Raw genomic sequence first — 13,770 nt, forward strand, 5'->3', positions numbered from 1 at the left:
CGTGGATGGCGGCCGGACGAAGGATCGTGCTGGCGGCCACGGGGTCGCTCGGCGACCTGCATCCCTTCCTGGCCCTCGCCCTGGCGCTGCGGCGCCTGGGCCATGTTCCCGTTCTGGCGACCCACGAGGACCACCGGGCCAAGGCCGAGGCCGAGGGGCTGGAGTTTCGCCCGCTGCGGCCCAGCACCGAGGAGATCCGGGCGCGCCTGGGCCTGGATATCGCCGACGTGTTCGAGCGGATGTCGCGCGATCCCGACTTCCTGCTGCGCGACCTGCAGATGCCCTTTTTGTCCGAGACCTATGAGGACGTCCGGGCCGCGGCTCAGGGCGCGGACATGGTCGTGACCCACAACATCGTCTTCGGCGCGCCGTTGGCGGCGCGGGCGCTGGGCCTGCCGCTGGTCCGCGTCGCCCTGGCGCCGATCTTCCTGCAGTCGGCGACCGACCCGTCCGAGACCGGGCCGGCGCCCTACGTCTTCTCGCCGCGCTCGGCCGGGGCGGTCGGCTGGAACCGGTTCGTCCGGGCGCTGGTGCGCGGCCGGATCGCCTCGTCCCTGAAGCCCCTGCGCCGTCTGGGCCGGACTCTCGGGGTCGCCCACGCCGGCGCCGACGCCCTGTTCGACTGCGGCCACGGCGACGGCGCGCCCATGCTCGGCCTCTATTCGTCGTGCTTCGCGCCGGTCCAGCCCGACCATCCCGCCGGCCTGACCCTGGTCGGCTTTCCGTCCTACGACAGCGAGTCGGGCGGGACGCAGGCGCTGGATCCGGCCCTGGCGGCCTTCCTCGACGCCGGTCCGGCCCCGATCGTGTTCTCGCTGGGCAGCTTCGCGGTCCACGCGCCGGGCGACTTCTATCGCGTGAGCCTGGAAGCGGCGCGCGCCCTGGGACGCCGAGCGGTGCTGCTGGCCGGGGCGGAGGAGGCGCAGCGCCTTCAGGGCGAGCGGGGAGGGGACGTGTTCGTGGCCGCCTACGCCCCCCATTCGCTGGTCTTTCCGCGCGCCGCGGCCATCGTCCATCACGGCGGGATCGGCACGACCGCCCAGGCCCTCCGATCGGGACGCCCGCAACTGGTGACGCCGTTCCTGGGCGACCAGCCCGACAACGCCCGGCGGGTGAAGCGACTGGGCGTGGGGCGCAGGCTTCGGCCGGACCGTTACGAGCGCGGCGGCGCCACAGAGGCTCTGCGGATCTTGCTGGAGCGGCCCGCCTATGCGGCCGCCGCAGAGGCCCTTGCGCCGGTCATCCAGGCCGAGGACGGCGCCATGGCCGGCGCGCTTTATCTCGACGGGCTGCTCAAGCGGGCCTGACGCCGTCCAGATTCTCGCGGCGGCTCCCATAGCGCCCTTGCCTCGCGGCGGCGCTTTAGAGAGTGTGCCGCCGATGACCGACGCCCATTTCGCGGGGATTCTGCCCTGCCAGACCATCGAGGACCTGATCGCCCAGGAGGCGATCACCTCGCAGACGCCGTTCGACCGTGACCAGGTTCAGCCGGCCAGCCTCGACCTGCGCCTGGGCGTGCGCTGCTGGCGGGTGCGGGCCTCGTTCCTGCCGGGCGTCGCGCGGCGCGTGCCCGACCGCCTCAAGGACGTGGCCATGCACGAGCTGGACCTGTCGAAGGGCGCGGTGCTGGAGAAGGGCTGCGTCTACATCGCCGAAATCCAGGAGCGCCTGGCCCTGCCGGCCAACGTCGCCGCGCGCGGCAACCCGAAGAGCTCGACCGGCCGGGTCGACGTCTTCGTGCGCCTGCTCAGCGACCGCTCCAAGGCCTTCGACGATATCGAGGCCGGCTACGAAGGGCCGCTCTACATCGAGATCGCGCCCCAGACCTTCTCGGTGCTGGTCCGGGCCGGTACGCGCCTGAACCAGCTGCGCCTCAAGCGCGGCGAGCCGGCCAAGCTGGCGATCCGCAGCGTCGGCGTCGACCTGACCCCGGGCGAGACCGGCATCGTCGGCTTCCGCGGCCGCCGCCACGCCGGCGTCGTCGACCTCGACCACGAGGACGGCCACGACCCGCGCGACTTCTGGGAGCCGCTGGAAACCCGCCACGGCGAGCTGCTGCTCGATCCGGGCGAGTTCTACATCCTCGCGTCCAAGGACGACGTCGAGATCCCGGTCATGGAAGCGGCCGAAATGACCCCGATCGACCCGTCGGTCGGCGAGTTCCGCGTCCACTACGCCGGCTTCTTCGATCCGGGCTTCGGCACGGAAGAGGCCGGAGCCGTCGGCTCCAAGGGCGTGCTCGAGGTGCGCAGCCACGAGACCCCGTTCCTGCTGGAGGACGGCCAGACCGTCGCCCGCCTGGTCTACGAACCCCTGACCGCCCGTCCGGCCCGCCTCTACGGCGAGGGCGGTTCGCACTATCAGCGGCAGGGGCTGAAGCTTTCGAAGCACTTCAAACCGTGGCGTTAGGCCGCAGCGCTCCGCGCTCGCGCGATTAACCCCCTTCGCTCTAGGCTGAGATCGTATTCCTGTCGGGGGAAGCGATGGTTTCAGCGTGGGTGAAGGGCGTGCGGCGCCTGCTGGCGGTCATGACCGCCGCGGCGGGGCTGTCTGGCGTCGCCCATGCCGCCCCGGCCATGTGGGAGGTCAGCGACGGCGACTCCCGCATCTATCTGTTCGGTTCGATGCACGTGCTGTCGCCGGACCTCCGCTGGCGCACGCCTGCCTTCGACCGCGCCTACGCCCAGGCCGGCAAGCTGTGGTTCGAGACCCGCGTCGACGCCGACCCCGCCGCCGTGAAGGCCCTGGTCGATCGCTACGGCGTCGATGTCGACCGCTCCCTCACTGAGAAACTGCCGCCGCGCACCGTCGCCAGCCTGCGCGCGGCGCTGGACCAGCGAGGGGCCAGCCTCGACCGCGTCGATCACCTGCGGCCCTGGGCGGCGGCCATGATGCTGTCCGTCCTGCCGATGACGCAGGCCGGCGGCTCGGTGGCCAGCGGCGCCGACGCGGCCGTCACCCGCCAGGCCGTGAAGGCCGAAAAGCCTGTCCTGGCCTTCGAGAGCTTCGAGCAGCAGCTTCGCCTGTTCGCCGACCTGCCCGAGGCGGTCGAGGTGCAATACCTCGACGACGTCGCCGCCGAGCAGAACGCGCCGCCGCGCCGGGGCGTGGATTTGCAGAAGGCCTGGCTGAAGGGCGACGTCGACCGCCTGGGCGCGATCCTGGTCGCCGGCATGCGCCGCGACCGACCCGAATTGTACGAAGCCCTGCTCAGGCGCCGTAACCTGGCCTGGGCCGAAGTCCTCGACCGCGAGATGGCCGGCTCCGGCGTCGAACTGGTCACGGTCGGGGCCCTGCACATGGCCGGACCCGACGGCCTGCCGGCCCTGATGAAGGCGCGCGGCTATCGCGTGCGGCGGGTGCAGTAACCGCGCGAAGCGGTGCATGGTCGGGGCATGAGCGCGCCCGACCCGTCCTGGCTTTCCGATTTCATGCGCGACGAGCGGCTCGGTCCGGACTTCGTCGAGACCTTCCACGCGCTGCACCGGCCGCTGGCCGAGCGCCTGTCCGTCGCCGCGCGCGCCCATGGCCGCCCGGGCTTCGTCGCCGGCCTGTCGGGGCCGCAAGGCGCGGGCAAGTCCACCCTGGTGGCGGTGGTCGCCCGGCTGCTGGAAGGCGAGGGGCTGAAGGTCGCGGTCCTGTCGCTGGACGACCTCTATCTGACCCGCGCCGAGCGCCAGGCGCTGGCCGCCGAGGTCCATCCGCTGCTGGCGACGCGCGGTCCGCCGGGCACGCACGACGTGGCGCTGGGGCTTTCGACCCTCGACAGCCTGGCCGGGGAGGGGAGCACGGCCCTGCCGCGCTTCGACAAGGCCGCCGACGACCGCGCGCCGCGCGCGGCCTGGCCGGTGTTCGACGGTCCCGCCGACGTGGTTCTGCTGGAAGGCTGGTGCCTGGGCGCGCGACCGCAGGGGCCGGCGGCCCTGGCCGAGCCGGTCAACGCCCTGGAGCGCGACGAGGACGCAGGCGGCGCCTGGCGCGGCTATATCGACGCCGCCCTGGCCGGACCCTATCGCGAGCTCTTCGGCCTCCTCGACTGGCTGGCCGTGCTGACCGCGCCCGACTTCGCCACTGTTCGGACCTGGCGGCGCGAGCAGGAGGCGAAGCTTCAGGCGCGGCTCGCCGCCGAGGGCAGGCGAGGGGGGCTGGATCCCGCGGCCCTGGAGCGCTTCCTCGACCACTACGAGCGGCTGACGGCCTGGTGCGCCCAGGACCTGCCGGGGCGGGGCGACATGCACGTGCGGCTGGATGCGAACCGACGGCCGCCTACCCCGCCGCGAGTCGCCTAAAAGGCAAGACGGGCGACCTGCTCAAGCTGTCGCGCGACACGGCGTCGCACTACATATGGTGTTGGTCACGTTAATGGTCATCAAGTGCTAGTGTCCAGTTGTTGCGATTACACGCAGATTCGGTTTCGGATCCGCACGCATCGACAGGAGCCATCGCGTCATGAACCGCCTCTTTTCCGGCCCGTTCTCGACCCATAGCCAGCGCGTCTCCGCCTGGGAGCGGGCCGAGCGCATTCCCGGCTGCGACAAGGCCGTCTGGCGCTGCGACGCCGAGGGCCGGGTGATCCGCTGGGACGACTACGGCGACCGCTTCTCGCAATACGGCTGGCTGCTGCACGCCGACCCCAGGGCCCACTGGCTGGCCAAAGCCCTGGGCGTCACCCCGCCGATGCCGCTCCACTGGCGCGGGGAGCGCGACGCGGCTTAAACGCGATTTCTGTACAGTGTCCTTGACACGGCTCTGACTTTTCATGTCAATGTTCCTTGTCATTTTGACGGGGGTGCTTGGCATGTCGGAAGGGGTTCGCCGCAGGGTTTCGGCGCAGGGCGTGCTGAAGGCCACCGCGCTGTTCAGCTTCGCCCTCGGCGGCGTGATCGGCCTGGCGCAGGTGATCATGCGCCGCAGCGGCGTCCAGCTGTCGGAGGATGCGACCGTCGCGATCTTCCTGGGCGTCGTGGCGTTGACGGTCGTGGCGGCGATCACCGCGTCGATCGTCTACTGGCGGGTTCTCGACGAGGCCGCCCGCGAGGCCCACAAGTTCGCCTGGTGGTGGGGCGGCTCGCTCGGCGGCGTGGCCTGCCTGCTGGCCGTGCTGTTCGCGCAGAGCCCGGCCCTGGAGGCCGTCCTGGGCCAACAGAAGGCCGCGATCTGGCTCGCGCTCGGCATGCTCGCGATGCTGCTGATGCAGGCGGCCGGCTACGTCCTGGCCTGGGCCGGCTGGTGGCTGGCGCGGCGCTGAGGGGGAAGCACGATGAACGCCTTCAAGAAGAAGACCCGTCCCGCCGAGGCCAAGCCGGCCGCCCTGGCCATCATCGCCGTTAGCGGAATCGGCGGTTCCATGGCCCTGCTCCTGACCGGCGACGGCGAATGGCCCAGCTATATCGGCGCGGTGGGCATGATACTCGCCGCCGTCGCCTTCAGCACGACCGCGGGCCGGCTCTACGGCGGCGACCCGGTGCGCCCGCCGCTGCGCGGCTTCCTCATCGGCTTCCTGGCGTCCATCACCGCCTACGCCCTGCTGTTGTTCGGCGCGATCAGGCTGCACGCGGCCGGACTGGCCGAAGGCGCGCTGGGCTACGCCGCCGCCCTGGCCCCGGCGCTGGCCCTCGTCGGCGCCTTCGCCAGCCTTGGGATCTACCTCCATCGCGAGACCGACGAACTGTTGCGGCGGGTGGCGGTCGAGAGCCTGCTGTGGGCCCTGGGCGGCGTGCTGACCCTGGCGACCGCCTGGGGGATCCTGGAGGGCTTCGGCCTGGCGCCGCATCTCCAGCTGTGGGTGGTCGCGCCGGTGTTCGCCGTGCTGTTCGGCCTGGCCCACGGCCTGGTCTCCTGGCGCTACCGCTGATCCCCCGATGAAGAACCGCCTCAAGGTGCTGCGCGCCGAACGCGACTGGAGCCAGGCCGACCTGGCCCAGCGGCTCGACGTCTCGCGCCAGACCATCAACGCCCTGGAGACGGGCAAGTACGATCCCAGCCTGCCGCTGGCCTTCCGGATCGCCCGTCTCTTCGGCCAACCCATCGAAGCCATCTTCCAGGACGAGGCCTGACATGAGCGCCGAGCCGCAAGTTTCGAAAGTTTCGCCGCGCGCCCGCCGGGCGCTGATCCTGATGGTCGCCGGCCTGCCCGTCGGCTTCTTCGCCGGGCGCTGGCTGCTTGGCCTCAAGCGCGACGGACATTGGGGCAGGTTCGACCCGTCGGGCGGCGACATGCTGGCCTTTCTCCTGGCGGCGTTCCTTATCTTCGGGGGACTGTTCACCGCCGGCCTCGCCGGCAGCCGCAAGGCGCTGGGCCGGCGGATCAACGGCGACGACGCCCGCGCCGCCACCCCCGCTCAAGTCCGGTTCTACGCCGGCCAGGGCCTGGTGCTGATCCTGGCCGGCGTGATGCTGGCCGCGCCGCCGCTGGCCGTGACCCTGTTCGACCCGCTGTCGCCGCTGCTGGCCTCGGCCGTCATGACCGGCCTGATCGCCCTGTTCCTGCTGCAGACCGTCGCCAACATCGGCCTGTGGATGCGCAGCGACGAGCTGCTGCGCCGGATCATGGCCGAGACGGCCGCCGTCTCCTTCGTGCTGCTGCAGGGCCTGCTGTTCCTGTGGGCGGCGGGCGAGAAGCTGGCCCTGTTGCCGGCCATGACGCTGTGGGACGCCTTCAACGTCACCATGATCGGCTATCTGGTCATTTCCATGCTGGTGGGCTGGCGACGCGGGATCGTCGACTAGCCGCCCGTCCGCTTTTGCCTTCAGATCGACCGTCCAGCAGGGGAGCTGCATGTTCCAGTCGTCCATCAAGACCCTTCGCCGCGCCGTCGTCGGCCTCGCCTCCGTCATCGCCCTCGGCGCGGCGACGCCGTCCCTGGCCGATCCGGCCCTGTGGGTCGTCAAGGACAAGGACTCGACGATCTATCTCTTCGGCACCGTCCACGTGCTGCGTCCGCAGACCCAGTGGCGCACGCCGAAGCTGGACGAGGCCCTCAAAGCCTCGGGCGAGCTGGTCACCGAGGTGGTCGGCGCCGACGACGTGGCCGTGATGCAGCCGCTGATCATGCAGTACGGCATTGATCGCGCCACGCCGCTGTCGAAGAAGCTGTCGCCCGCCGACTGGGACAAGGCCAAGGCCTATGCGGCCGAGATGGGCATGCCCGCCGCGGCCTTCGACTCCATGCGTCCCTGGATGGCCTCGGTCACCCTGGCGCTGGGCCCGATGCTCAAAGCCGGCTTCGACCCGCAGAAGGGCGTCGAGCAGGTGCTGACCGCCCAGGCCAAGGCCGCCGGCAAGCCCCTGAGCGGGCTGGAGACCCCCGAGCAGCAGATCCGCTTCTTCGCCGACCTGCCGGCCAAGGACGAGATCGACCTGCTGGAGTCGACCCTCGAAGAAGTCGATGAAGGTCCGGCCAAGCTCGACGCCCTGGTCACCGCCTGGGCCGGCGGCGACCTCGGGGCGCTGGAAGCCGAGTTCGTCACCGAGATGCGCGACAAGTATCCGCCGCTCTACAAAAGCCTGATCATCGCCCGCAACACCGCCTGGGCCGGCGAGCTGAAGACGAAGCTGAACGGCAAGGGCGTCAGCTTCGTCGCCGTCGGCGCCGGCCACCTGGTCGGCCCCGACAGCGTCCAGGTCGAACTGGCCAAGCTCGGGATCAAGGCCCAGCGGGTTCAGTAAAGTCCGCTCAGGCCTCGGCCGCCGGCGCCCCGCGCAACGGGACGGCCCGCTTCACGCCATGCTCGTCCAGCATGCGCGCGAACGGGTCCCCCGTGGGGATCGGCGCGCCGAGCGCCCTGGCGACGACGGTTCCTGCCTGGAACAGCAGGCCGGTCGGCACGGCTCTGACCGCATAGCCGGCCAGGGCTTCGTGGTGCTCGAAGGCGTTGATCTTAAGGACGCGCAGGTTGGGCTCGTAGAGCTTGGCGTAGCGGTCGGCGTCGATACGGGTCACGCCGAAGCCGACCCCGAAACAGACCAGCAGCAGCGGTATCTTGCCCGGCGGCGGATCGCTCGCCAGGCTGTGCGCGAGGAACGCGTCGCCGCCGACCTCATGGGCCTTGCCCTCGAACAGCCTGCGGTCGCACCGTCCGCACTGCGCGGCGATGGCGGCGGCGTCGGCATGGAAGTTGTTGTGCGTTCCGCAGTGCGGACACGCGGCGCCATGGATCGCGGTCCCCTGGATGTCGACCATGTTCTCCCCCGCCAGATCGTCCGGCGCAGTTTAGGCGAGGCCGGGTCCGGAGCAACCTGGGCGGGTGCTCATTCCGGGCGCAGGTAGATCGAGCGCTTGGGCGTGCTCATCACCCGCCGCAGCATCGGCTCGAACGCCTCCAGCGGCATCGTCTCATAGGCAGGGTCGAAGGCCGGCTGGTCGTACTGGTGGCAGAACTTGGCCGTCCGCTCGAAATGCGGATGGCCCCGGAACGCCTCGCGCATGTCGCGGTCCAGGCCCAGGTGGTGGAAGAAGTAGTAGCCCTGGAAGATCGCGTGGTTGGCCACCATCCAGTGGTTGGCCTCCGACACGAAGGGCTGGACGATCGCCGCGGCGATGTCGGCGTGGTTGCGCGGCCCCAGGATGTCGCCGATGTCGTGGAGCAGGGCGCAGACCACGTACTCCTCGTCCTCGCCGGCCAGGTGGGCGCGGGTGGCGGTCTGCAGGCTGTGCTCCAGCCGATCGACCGCGAAGCCGCCGCAGTCGCCTTGCAGGAGCTTGAGGTGCCCGATCAGCCGGTCGGGCAGCTCGCGCCCGTAGTCGCCGGCCGCCCGGGCGATGATCCCCCAGTCCTCGGCCGTGCCTTCGGTCATGGCGTGAAACCGCGCCCGCGGATGCTCCTCGCCGTCGGCCATTGGCGTCCTCCTCCCGAACGTCTGTTTGACGCCGAGGCTGCGCCCGTGTGGGGCGGTCGTCAACTTCCGGGCGGGGAGAGGGGGCATCGCATTGCGGCGGGGCCTAGTAGCCGTCTCGTTCAATGTCCGATGCGGCCAGCGCCAAGGGTCCGTTTTTGACTCATCGCTGAACTTGAGAGGGTCTCCTTTCTGGTGGGGCCAAGACACCGGCCAACTACGGCTACGCCCCCCGAGATGGCCCCCCACGGATCAAGCTTTCGGAGAGTGAGGACACCCGACGCCTTGTGTGCTGTCGGGATTGAACGCGGGACCCAGCCTTGGCCATTGAACCGGCCAAGTCAAAGCCTGTCGCCCAGGGCCGGGAGCTAGACGGTGTGGTTGCCGGCGCCACATTGGCGCTGTCGATATCGCCTCAGCAAAGCTACGTAGGATTTCGCGTCCCGGTGCGGCGCAGGGGAGAAAATGGCGAATGGCGTACGCGGCCAAGGTGTTGGAAGTGATGATCGCGTCACCAGGCGACGTCGTTGCTGAGCGACAGGTGATCCGCGAGGTTCTCAACGACTGGAACATCCTGCACGGCCGGACCCGGAAGACGATGCTGGTGCCGGTGGGTTGGGAGACCCACTCGGCCCCGGAACTGAGCGGTCGCCCCCAGCAGATGATCAATGATCGATTGCTGGCGCACTGCGACCTGTTGGTCGGGATCTTCTGGACGCGCCTGGGCAGTCCCACGGGCGTGGCGGCCAGCGGCACCGTCGAGGAAATTGATGAGCACATCAAGGCCGGCAAGCCGGCAATGCTGTACTTCTCACGCGCGCCCATCATGCCCGACAACCTCGACCAGGAGCAGTACGCCAAGCTTAAGGAATTCAAGGCCTGGGCGATGCCCAAGGGGCTGGTCGCCGAATTCGACAGTCCCGACGACTTCCGCGACAAGTTCCGACGCGGCCTCGAACTGAACCTTCGCGACAACGTCCATCTTGCCCGCGAGCTCGCGCCGGCCAGCGCCGAAGAGGCGGCTCCTGCGGCGGGGGAGCGGCGCGTCACCCTCAGCGACGAAGCGGTCAAGCTCCTGGTTGCGGCCGCGGAAACCAAAGAGGGCACGATCATGACCCACCGCAGCCACAGCGGCGCAACGATCAAGGCGGGTCGGGTCGACATGCTCGGCGAGGATCGCAGCCCCCGCGCCTCGGCGCGATGGTTCGCCGCCATCGAGGAGTTGGACGCCTACGGCCTGGTGGAGGCGACATCGTACAAGCGCGAGATCTTCCGGCTCGTCCATGCAGGTTGGGAGGCGGCCGCATCGCTGAAGCAGTATGATCCGCGTGGACCCGAAGCGGCCACGCCGGAGCTGAGCCAACGGCTGCGCGATCTCTGGATAAACACGCAGAACAATCGGGTAGCCAACAACCCGCCCTGTCTTGTCTCGCAGCCGTCGGCCTACATCTACCTCATCGCCGCTCAGGCGCTGGAAGCTCCGCGCCTCGACCTGGCCAGGATCCAGGCCCACCGTGGACTCCTGGCGCCAGAAAGCGCGCCCCACGTCGTGGCCAACCAAGACAACACCCAGTGGTGGGCCCATGGCCCGACCCGACCCATCGGTAAACGGCCCAATCCCGAAGCGGACTGGAGCGGACGCCTGTTGCGGCCTGGGGTGATTGAGCAGCTTTTTACGCTTGGGCGACCCGTCGAGGATGACGAGGAGATCCTCGTCGATGGTCTCGCGCTCGAACAGCGTATCGTCGACACGGTCGATCGCGGCCTCAAGCTGCTTGGCAAGATCGGGCTGGCGGGTCCGGTGCTGGTGGCCTTGAGCCTCCACGACCTCGAACCCGTCCGGTTCGCGGGACCAGGCCGGGTCGGACGCTTCCGGCAGCCCAGCCTGGGAACGGCGCCGATCCTTTTCCCCGCCGGAACCACCCTATCGGCCGACCTGTTGCGCGACGCTTTCGACGACCTCTGGCTGGCCGCCGGCTTCGCGGATGGATCGCCGTCGTTCCCGGGCGACGCTGGTTAGGTCAGCGGCCTCAAGTGGCAGCGGCGGGCGCGTACAGCGAAAAGCCGGCCGGTAGCGGCCCTGGGCCCCAATCCATTGCGACGGCGACGCTATGGCGACCCCGGGTCAAGGCCACGTAGAATTTGGCTCGGCTCTGGGGCTTGAGGTCGAACAGGGGATCGGCGAGCCAGTCTTGCATCGGACCCGTCGGCAGGATGACGACATGGTCAAAACCTCGGCCCTTGGACTCGCCGAAATTCATCACCGGCAATCGCGTATCGACGCCGACGCTGGTGATCTTGTCGCGCAGTTGCATGGGCCTGACGCTGGCCAGGTAGCGCCCGTGGTCTGCGGGCCGCACGATAAACACCCCCGAGCCGGCTGGCGGACCCGCCCGACAAGGCCCGCAGGCGCAGGCCTGGCTGGCGGCCAGGGCCGGAAACAGCCGGGACGACACCGCGCAGATGGCCGCGCTGTTGCGGTGCGATTGGTTCAGGGTCGCCTCGTCGATCTCCACCACGACCTTCTTGGGAAGCTCCTGCTGCAGGAAGGCGACGATCCCGCCGTCGGCATACTTGCCGTAACGCCTTTCATTGTGGGTGAGGTAGGTGACCTGGCGAGGGTCGCCGACCATGAGCAATCGGGCCGGGCTGCGGGCGAGCGCGGCCAGGATGTCGAGGTCGTAACCGGCCAGGTCCTGGACCTCGTCGACGAAGATGTGGGGGAAGACTCGACTGATCCTGTCGATCACGGCGCCGGCGCTCTTGTCGTTGCAGCGGATCGCCAGCTTGGAGAGCTTGTCTGAGAAAACCCGTCCAGCAGAGTCGAAGAAGTGCTTGTCGATGTCGGCTTCCGGCCAGGGGACGGCGATGCCCTTGGCGTTACGAAACCGGATCCCCGACTGGGCCTGAACCAGGAGCATCCCGGTGACAGGAAAATCGAACAGGCCGCCCTGGAAGGGTTTGACGCCATGGGTGATCAAGACGCTGAACCAGGTCATGATCACCACATTCGCCGGCACATGGCCGACGCGTTCGAAGAACTTCTGGCGGATCTCCGCCTCGTTGGATTCGGTGTAGGTCGTGATCAGGACCCGTTGATCCTTGATCTTCACCGCCTCGTCGACGAGGTAGGTCGTCTTGCCCGAACCGGCCGCGGCGATGACGATCTTGTTCTCGCCCTTCACGGCCCGATGGCCTCCTTGATGTAGTCGGGATAGGCGATCGTGGTCTTGGAATTGAAGATGGCCAGGGCGCTCTCGGTCTTGTTGGCGCGCATGTGGAGACGAAGGTCGTCCTCGGTCGTGGCCGACGCGCCTAGAACGGCTTTCAGCGCCGCCAGCCCGTTGGCCTTCAGGATCTTCGGCTCCAACGTGTTGTAGTTGAACGGCTTGTCCTTGACCTTCAGGTCGCCCTCATCGACGACGGGATCGAAGCAAACCTTGACCGTCTCCGAGCCCTTGTAGGCGGCGTACTTCTTCTCGACTGCGGTAGGGTCGCCGTCATTGTCGGTGACGACGGCGACAGGGATCTTCAGGGCGCTGGCCAACTCGAGGAACCGCAGGAACGCGGTGCCGACCGAGATGACGTCGATGCCGTCCTGGATGGGCAGCTTGCCGCCATGGGCGTCCATATAGGCCCGCTGAACGACGAGCTCGTCGGAGTCGCCCTCGACGAGGATGGCCTTGCCGGCGAGCGCCAGGCGAAGGGTGTCGTAGCCCGCCAGCTTCTTGAAGAAGTCGGCGGCCCCCAGCTCGGAGATCCGCACCACCTTGCCGTCGCGCAGGACGATGAGGTGGTCCAGGCCCAGCTTGTTGGCAACGAAGCTGCTGTGCGTCGAGATGATGATCTGCTTTTGGCCGTGCTGGTCGGTGAGGTCGGCGATTAGCTCGTTCAGCCGCGCATGCGACAGGTGGTTTTCCGGCTCTTCCAGAAGGATGGCGGTGGCCTCGGCGTTCTTCTTGGCGCTGAGGGCCAGCTTGGTCTTGATCACGCATTGCTCGCCCTTGCCGATGTACTGGAAGGGGATCAGGTCGATGTAGGTCATCAGGCTGCTCTCCCAGGCGGTCTGGGAAGACAGATCGACCGAGATGCTCACCGATTTCTGGCTGATCTTGGCGGCCTTGGTGATGCGCTCGTTGATCAGCTTGAGGTTTTTGTCCTCGACGAACGCCTCCTTGAGCTTTCGGTGGGCCTGCGAGATCGACGCCCGCTCGGCCTCCTCCAGCACGTCGCGGATGATCCGTGAAACATAGAGGTCTGACCCGTTCTGCAGCCGAGCGCTGGAGGAATCGATCAGGGCGGACTTGATCGGGATGTTGCGCGCGGTGATCCCCTTTCGAGCGAAGGAGCGCATGGTCGCGGTGTAGTATTCGACCGGGATGGAGGTCAGCTCGCCGGCCTTCACCAGCGCCTCGTAGGCCCCCTTGTAGTTCTCCTCGTCGAACTCGATCCGGTAGACCACGCCGCTGGCCTTGAGCTTCTCGGAGTTGCCGTCGCCTTCCAGCTCGGCCAGTTCGCTCGAGGTGCCCGAGAAGAACAGCTCGATGGTGATGGCGGGCGGCGGCAGAGGCGTGGCCGTGCCCAGGCTCTTCACGTACCTGTCCTGAGCGGCCAGATTGAACAGGTAGCTGGTGAGGTCGCCCTTCAGCGGGCGCCCGTGCAGCATCCCCGTCAGCGCCAGATGGATCGCCTCCAGGATCGTGGTCTTCCCGGACTCGTTGTTACCGACGATGACGTTCAGCCCGTCGTTCAGCGTCAGGGAGAACGTCTCCTCGTAGCACTTGAAGTTGGTGATCTTCACCTTGGCGATCTTCATGGGCGGATCCCGGACCTAGCCGGCATGTCAGCGACGAGAAGCGCCCGGCCTCCACGCTCTTGCTCGCGGCAACACTGAATCTTGGCCAAATCCACGCCCTTCTCCCCGACTCTCTCCC

At 68.5% G+C, this 13,770-nt stretch carries 15 protein-coding genes; 11 read left to right on the plus strand and 4 right to left on the minus strand.

Features of this window, described 5'->3' with window-relative positions; all coding sequences use genetic code 11:
- Positions 1 to 5: 5 nt before the first annotated feature.
- From AC07N1_RS17090 to AC07N1_RS17135, 10 genes are all read left to right on the plus strand, one after another.
- Positions 6 to 1,307 (plus strand): nucleotide disphospho-sugar-binding domain-containing protein, encoded by a 1,302-nt coding sequence (locus AC07N1_RS17090; protein ID WP_494672889.1) that lies wholly within the window; start codon positions 6 to 8, stop codon positions 1,305 to 1,307.
- A 73-nt stretch (positions 1,308 to 1,380) separates the two neighbouring features.
- Positions 1,381 to 2,409 (plus strand): 2'-deoxycytidine 5'-triphosphate deaminase, encoded by a 1,029-nt coding sequence (locus tag AC07N1_RS17095; RefSeq protein WP_494672890.1) that lies wholly within the window; start codon positions 1,381 to 1,383, stop codon positions 2,407 to 2,409.
- A 74-nt stretch (positions 2,410 to 2,483) separates the two neighbouring features.
- A complete protein-coding gene (locus tag AC07N1_RS17100; protein WP_494672891.1) occupies positions 2,484 to 3,368 on the plus strand; it encodes a TraB/GumN family protein in 885 nt (294 codons plus the stop codon).
- Positions 3,369 to 3,395: 27 nt separating this feature from the next.
- Complete coding sequence (locus AC07N1_RS17105) at positions 3,396 to 4,289, plus strand: kinase (RefSeq protein WP_494672892.1); 894 nt, start codon at positions 3,396 to 3,398, stop codon at positions 4,287 to 4,289.
- 160 nt (positions 4,290 to 4,449) lie between these two features.
- The gene (locus AC07N1_RS17110; RefSeq protein WP_494672893.1) at positions 4,450 to 4,716 is read left to right on the plus strand and encodes a hypothetical protein; all 267 of its coding nucleotides are present in this window, start codon (positions 4,450 to 4,452) and stop codon (positions 4,714 to 4,716) included.
- Between the two features lie 82 nt (positions 4,717 to 4,798).
- Positions 4,799 to 5,248, plus strand: a complete 450-nt coding sequence (locus AC07N1_RS17115; protein ID WP_494672894.1) for a hypothetical protein — start codon at positions 4,799 to 4,801, stop codon at positions 5,246 to 5,248.
- A 12-nt stretch (positions 5,249 to 5,260) separates the two neighbouring features.
- Positions 5,261 to 5,854, plus strand: coding sequence for a hypothetical protein (locus AC07N1_RS17120; protein ID WP_494672895.1), 594 nt, complete (start codon positions 5,261 to 5,263; stop codon positions 5,852 to 5,854).
- Positions 5,855 to 5,861: 7 nt separating this feature from the next.
- Complete coding sequence (locus AC07N1_RS17125; protein WP_110119977.1) at positions 5,862 to 6,056, plus strand: helix-turn-helix transcriptional regulator; 195 nt, start codon at positions 5,862 to 5,864, stop codon at positions 6,054 to 6,056.
- Between the two features lies 1 nt (position 6,057).
- Positions 6,058 to 6,729 carry a hypothetical protein gene (locus AC07N1_RS17130; RefSeq protein ID WP_494672896.1) on the plus strand — a complete coding sequence of 224 codons (672 nt, stop codon included), beginning with the start codon at positions 6,058 to 6,060 and terminating at the stop codon, positions 6,727 to 6,729.
- A gap of 49 nt (positions 6,730 to 6,778) precedes the next feature.
- Positions 6,779 to 7,669, plus strand: coding sequence for a TraB/GumN family protein (locus AC07N1_RS17135; RefSeq protein ID WP_494672897.1), 891 nt, complete (start codon positions 6,779 to 6,781; stop codon positions 7,667 to 7,669).
- Positions 7,670 to 7,676: 7 nt separating this feature from the next.
- On the opposite strand, the gene AC07N1_RS17140 is transcribed toward AC07N1_RS17135, so the two are convergent.
- Positions 7,677 to 8,183 carry a hypothetical protein gene (locus AC07N1_RS17140; protein ID WP_494672898.1) on the minus strand — a complete coding sequence of 169 codons (507 nt, stop codon included), beginning with the start codon at positions 8,181 to 8,183 and terminating at the stop codon, positions 7,677 to 7,679.
- Positions 8,184 to 8,251: 68 nt separating this feature from the next.
- Positions 8,252 to 8,839 (minus strand): HD domain-containing protein, encoded by a 588-nt coding sequence (locus tag AC07N1_RS17145; RefSeq protein WP_110119981.1) that lies wholly within the window; start codon positions 8,837 to 8,839, stop codon positions 8,252 to 8,254.
- A gap of 469 nt (positions 8,840 to 9,308) precedes the next feature.
- Here AC07N1_RS17145 and AC07N1_RS17150 point away from each other — a divergent pair, with 469 nt between their 5' ends.
- Positions 9,309 to 10,856, plus strand: a complete 1,548-nt coding sequence (locus AC07N1_RS17150) for a DUF4062 domain-containing protein (protein WP_494672899.1) — start codon at positions 9,309 to 9,311, stop codon at positions 10,854 to 10,856.
- Between the two features lie 10 nt (positions 10,857 to 10,866).
- On the opposite strand, the gene AC07N1_RS17155 is transcribed toward AC07N1_RS17150, so the two are convergent.
- Both AC07N1_RS17155 and AC07N1_RS17160 read right to left on the minus strand, forming a co-directional pair.
- Positions 10,867 to 12,021: a UvrD-helicase domain-containing protein gene (locus AC07N1_RS17155; RefSeq protein ID WP_494672900.1), complete on the minus strand. Its 1,155-nt coding sequence runs from the start codon at positions 12,019 to 12,021 to the stop codon at positions 10,867 to 10,869.
- Entirely contained in the window at positions 12,018 to 13,652 is a 1,635-nt protein-coding gene (locus AC07N1_RS17160) for an ATP-dependent nuclease (protein WP_494672901.1), read from the minus strand. Before AC07N1_RS17160 ends, AC07N1_RS17155 begins: the two co-directional genes overlap by 4 nt.
- Positions 13,653 to 13,770: the final 118 nt, after the last annotated feature.

This window comes from Caulobacter sp. GW821-FHT09B11 (assembly GCF_059418205.1).

Excerpts from the sequence above, each read along its gene's own strand:
- AC07N1_RS17090 (WP_494672889.1), top strand. The coding sequence starts at position 6 with ATGGCGGCCGGACGAAGGATCGTGCTGGCGGCCACGGGGTCGCTCGGC.
- AC07N1_RS17095 (WP_494672890.1), top strand. The coding sequence starts at position 1,381 with ATGACCGACGCCCATTTCGCGGGGATTCTGCCCTGCCAGACCATCGAG.
- AC07N1_RS17100 (WP_494672891.1), top strand. The coding sequence starts at position 2,484 with ATGGTTTCAGCGTGGGTGAAGGGCGTGCGGCGCCTGCTGGCGGTCATG.
- AC07N1_RS17105 (WP_494672892.1), top strand. The coding sequence starts at position 3,396 with ATGAGCGCGCCCGACCCGTCCTGGCTTTCCGATTTCATGCGCGACGAG.
- AC07N1_RS17110 (WP_494672893.1), top strand. The coding sequence starts at position 4,450 with ATGAACCGCCTCTTTTCCGGCCCGTTCTCGACCCATAGCCAGCGCGTC.
- AC07N1_RS17115 (WP_494672894.1), top strand. The coding sequence starts at position 4,799 with ATGTCGGAAGGGGTTCGCCGCAGGGTTTCGGCGCAGGGCGTGCTGAAG.
- AC07N1_RS17120 (WP_494672895.1), top strand. The coding sequence starts at position 5,261 with ATGAACGCCTTCAAGAAGAAGACCCGTCCCGCCGAGGCCAAGCCGGCC.
- AC07N1_RS17125 (WP_110119977.1), top strand. The coding sequence starts at position 5,862 with ATGAAGAACCGCCTCAAGGTGCTGCGCGCCGAACGCGACTGGAGCCAG.
- AC07N1_RS17130 (WP_494672896.1), top strand. The coding sequence starts at position 6,058 with ATGAGCGCCGAGCCGCAAGTTTCGAAAGTTTCGCCGCGCGCCCGCCGG.
- AC07N1_RS17135 (WP_494672897.1), top strand. The coding sequence starts at position 6,779 with ATGTTCCAGTCGTCCATCAAGACCCTTCGCCGCGCCGTCGTCGGCCTC.
- AC07N1_RS17140 (WP_494672898.1), bottom strand. The coding sequence starts at position 8,183 with ATGGTCGACATCCAGGGGACCGCGATCCATGGCGCCGCGTGTCCGCAC.
- AC07N1_RS17145 (WP_110119981.1), bottom strand. The coding sequence starts at position 8,839 with ATGGCCGACGGCGAGGAGCATCCGCGGGCGCGGTTTCACGCCATGACC.
- AC07N1_RS17150 (WP_494672899.1), top strand. The coding sequence starts at position 9,309 with ATGGCGTACGCGGCCAAGGTGTTGGAAGTGATGATCGCGTCACCAGGC.
- AC07N1_RS17160 (WP_494672901.1), bottom strand. The coding sequence starts at position 13,652 with ATGAAGATCGCCAAGGTGAAGATCACCAACTTCAAGTGCTACGAGGAG.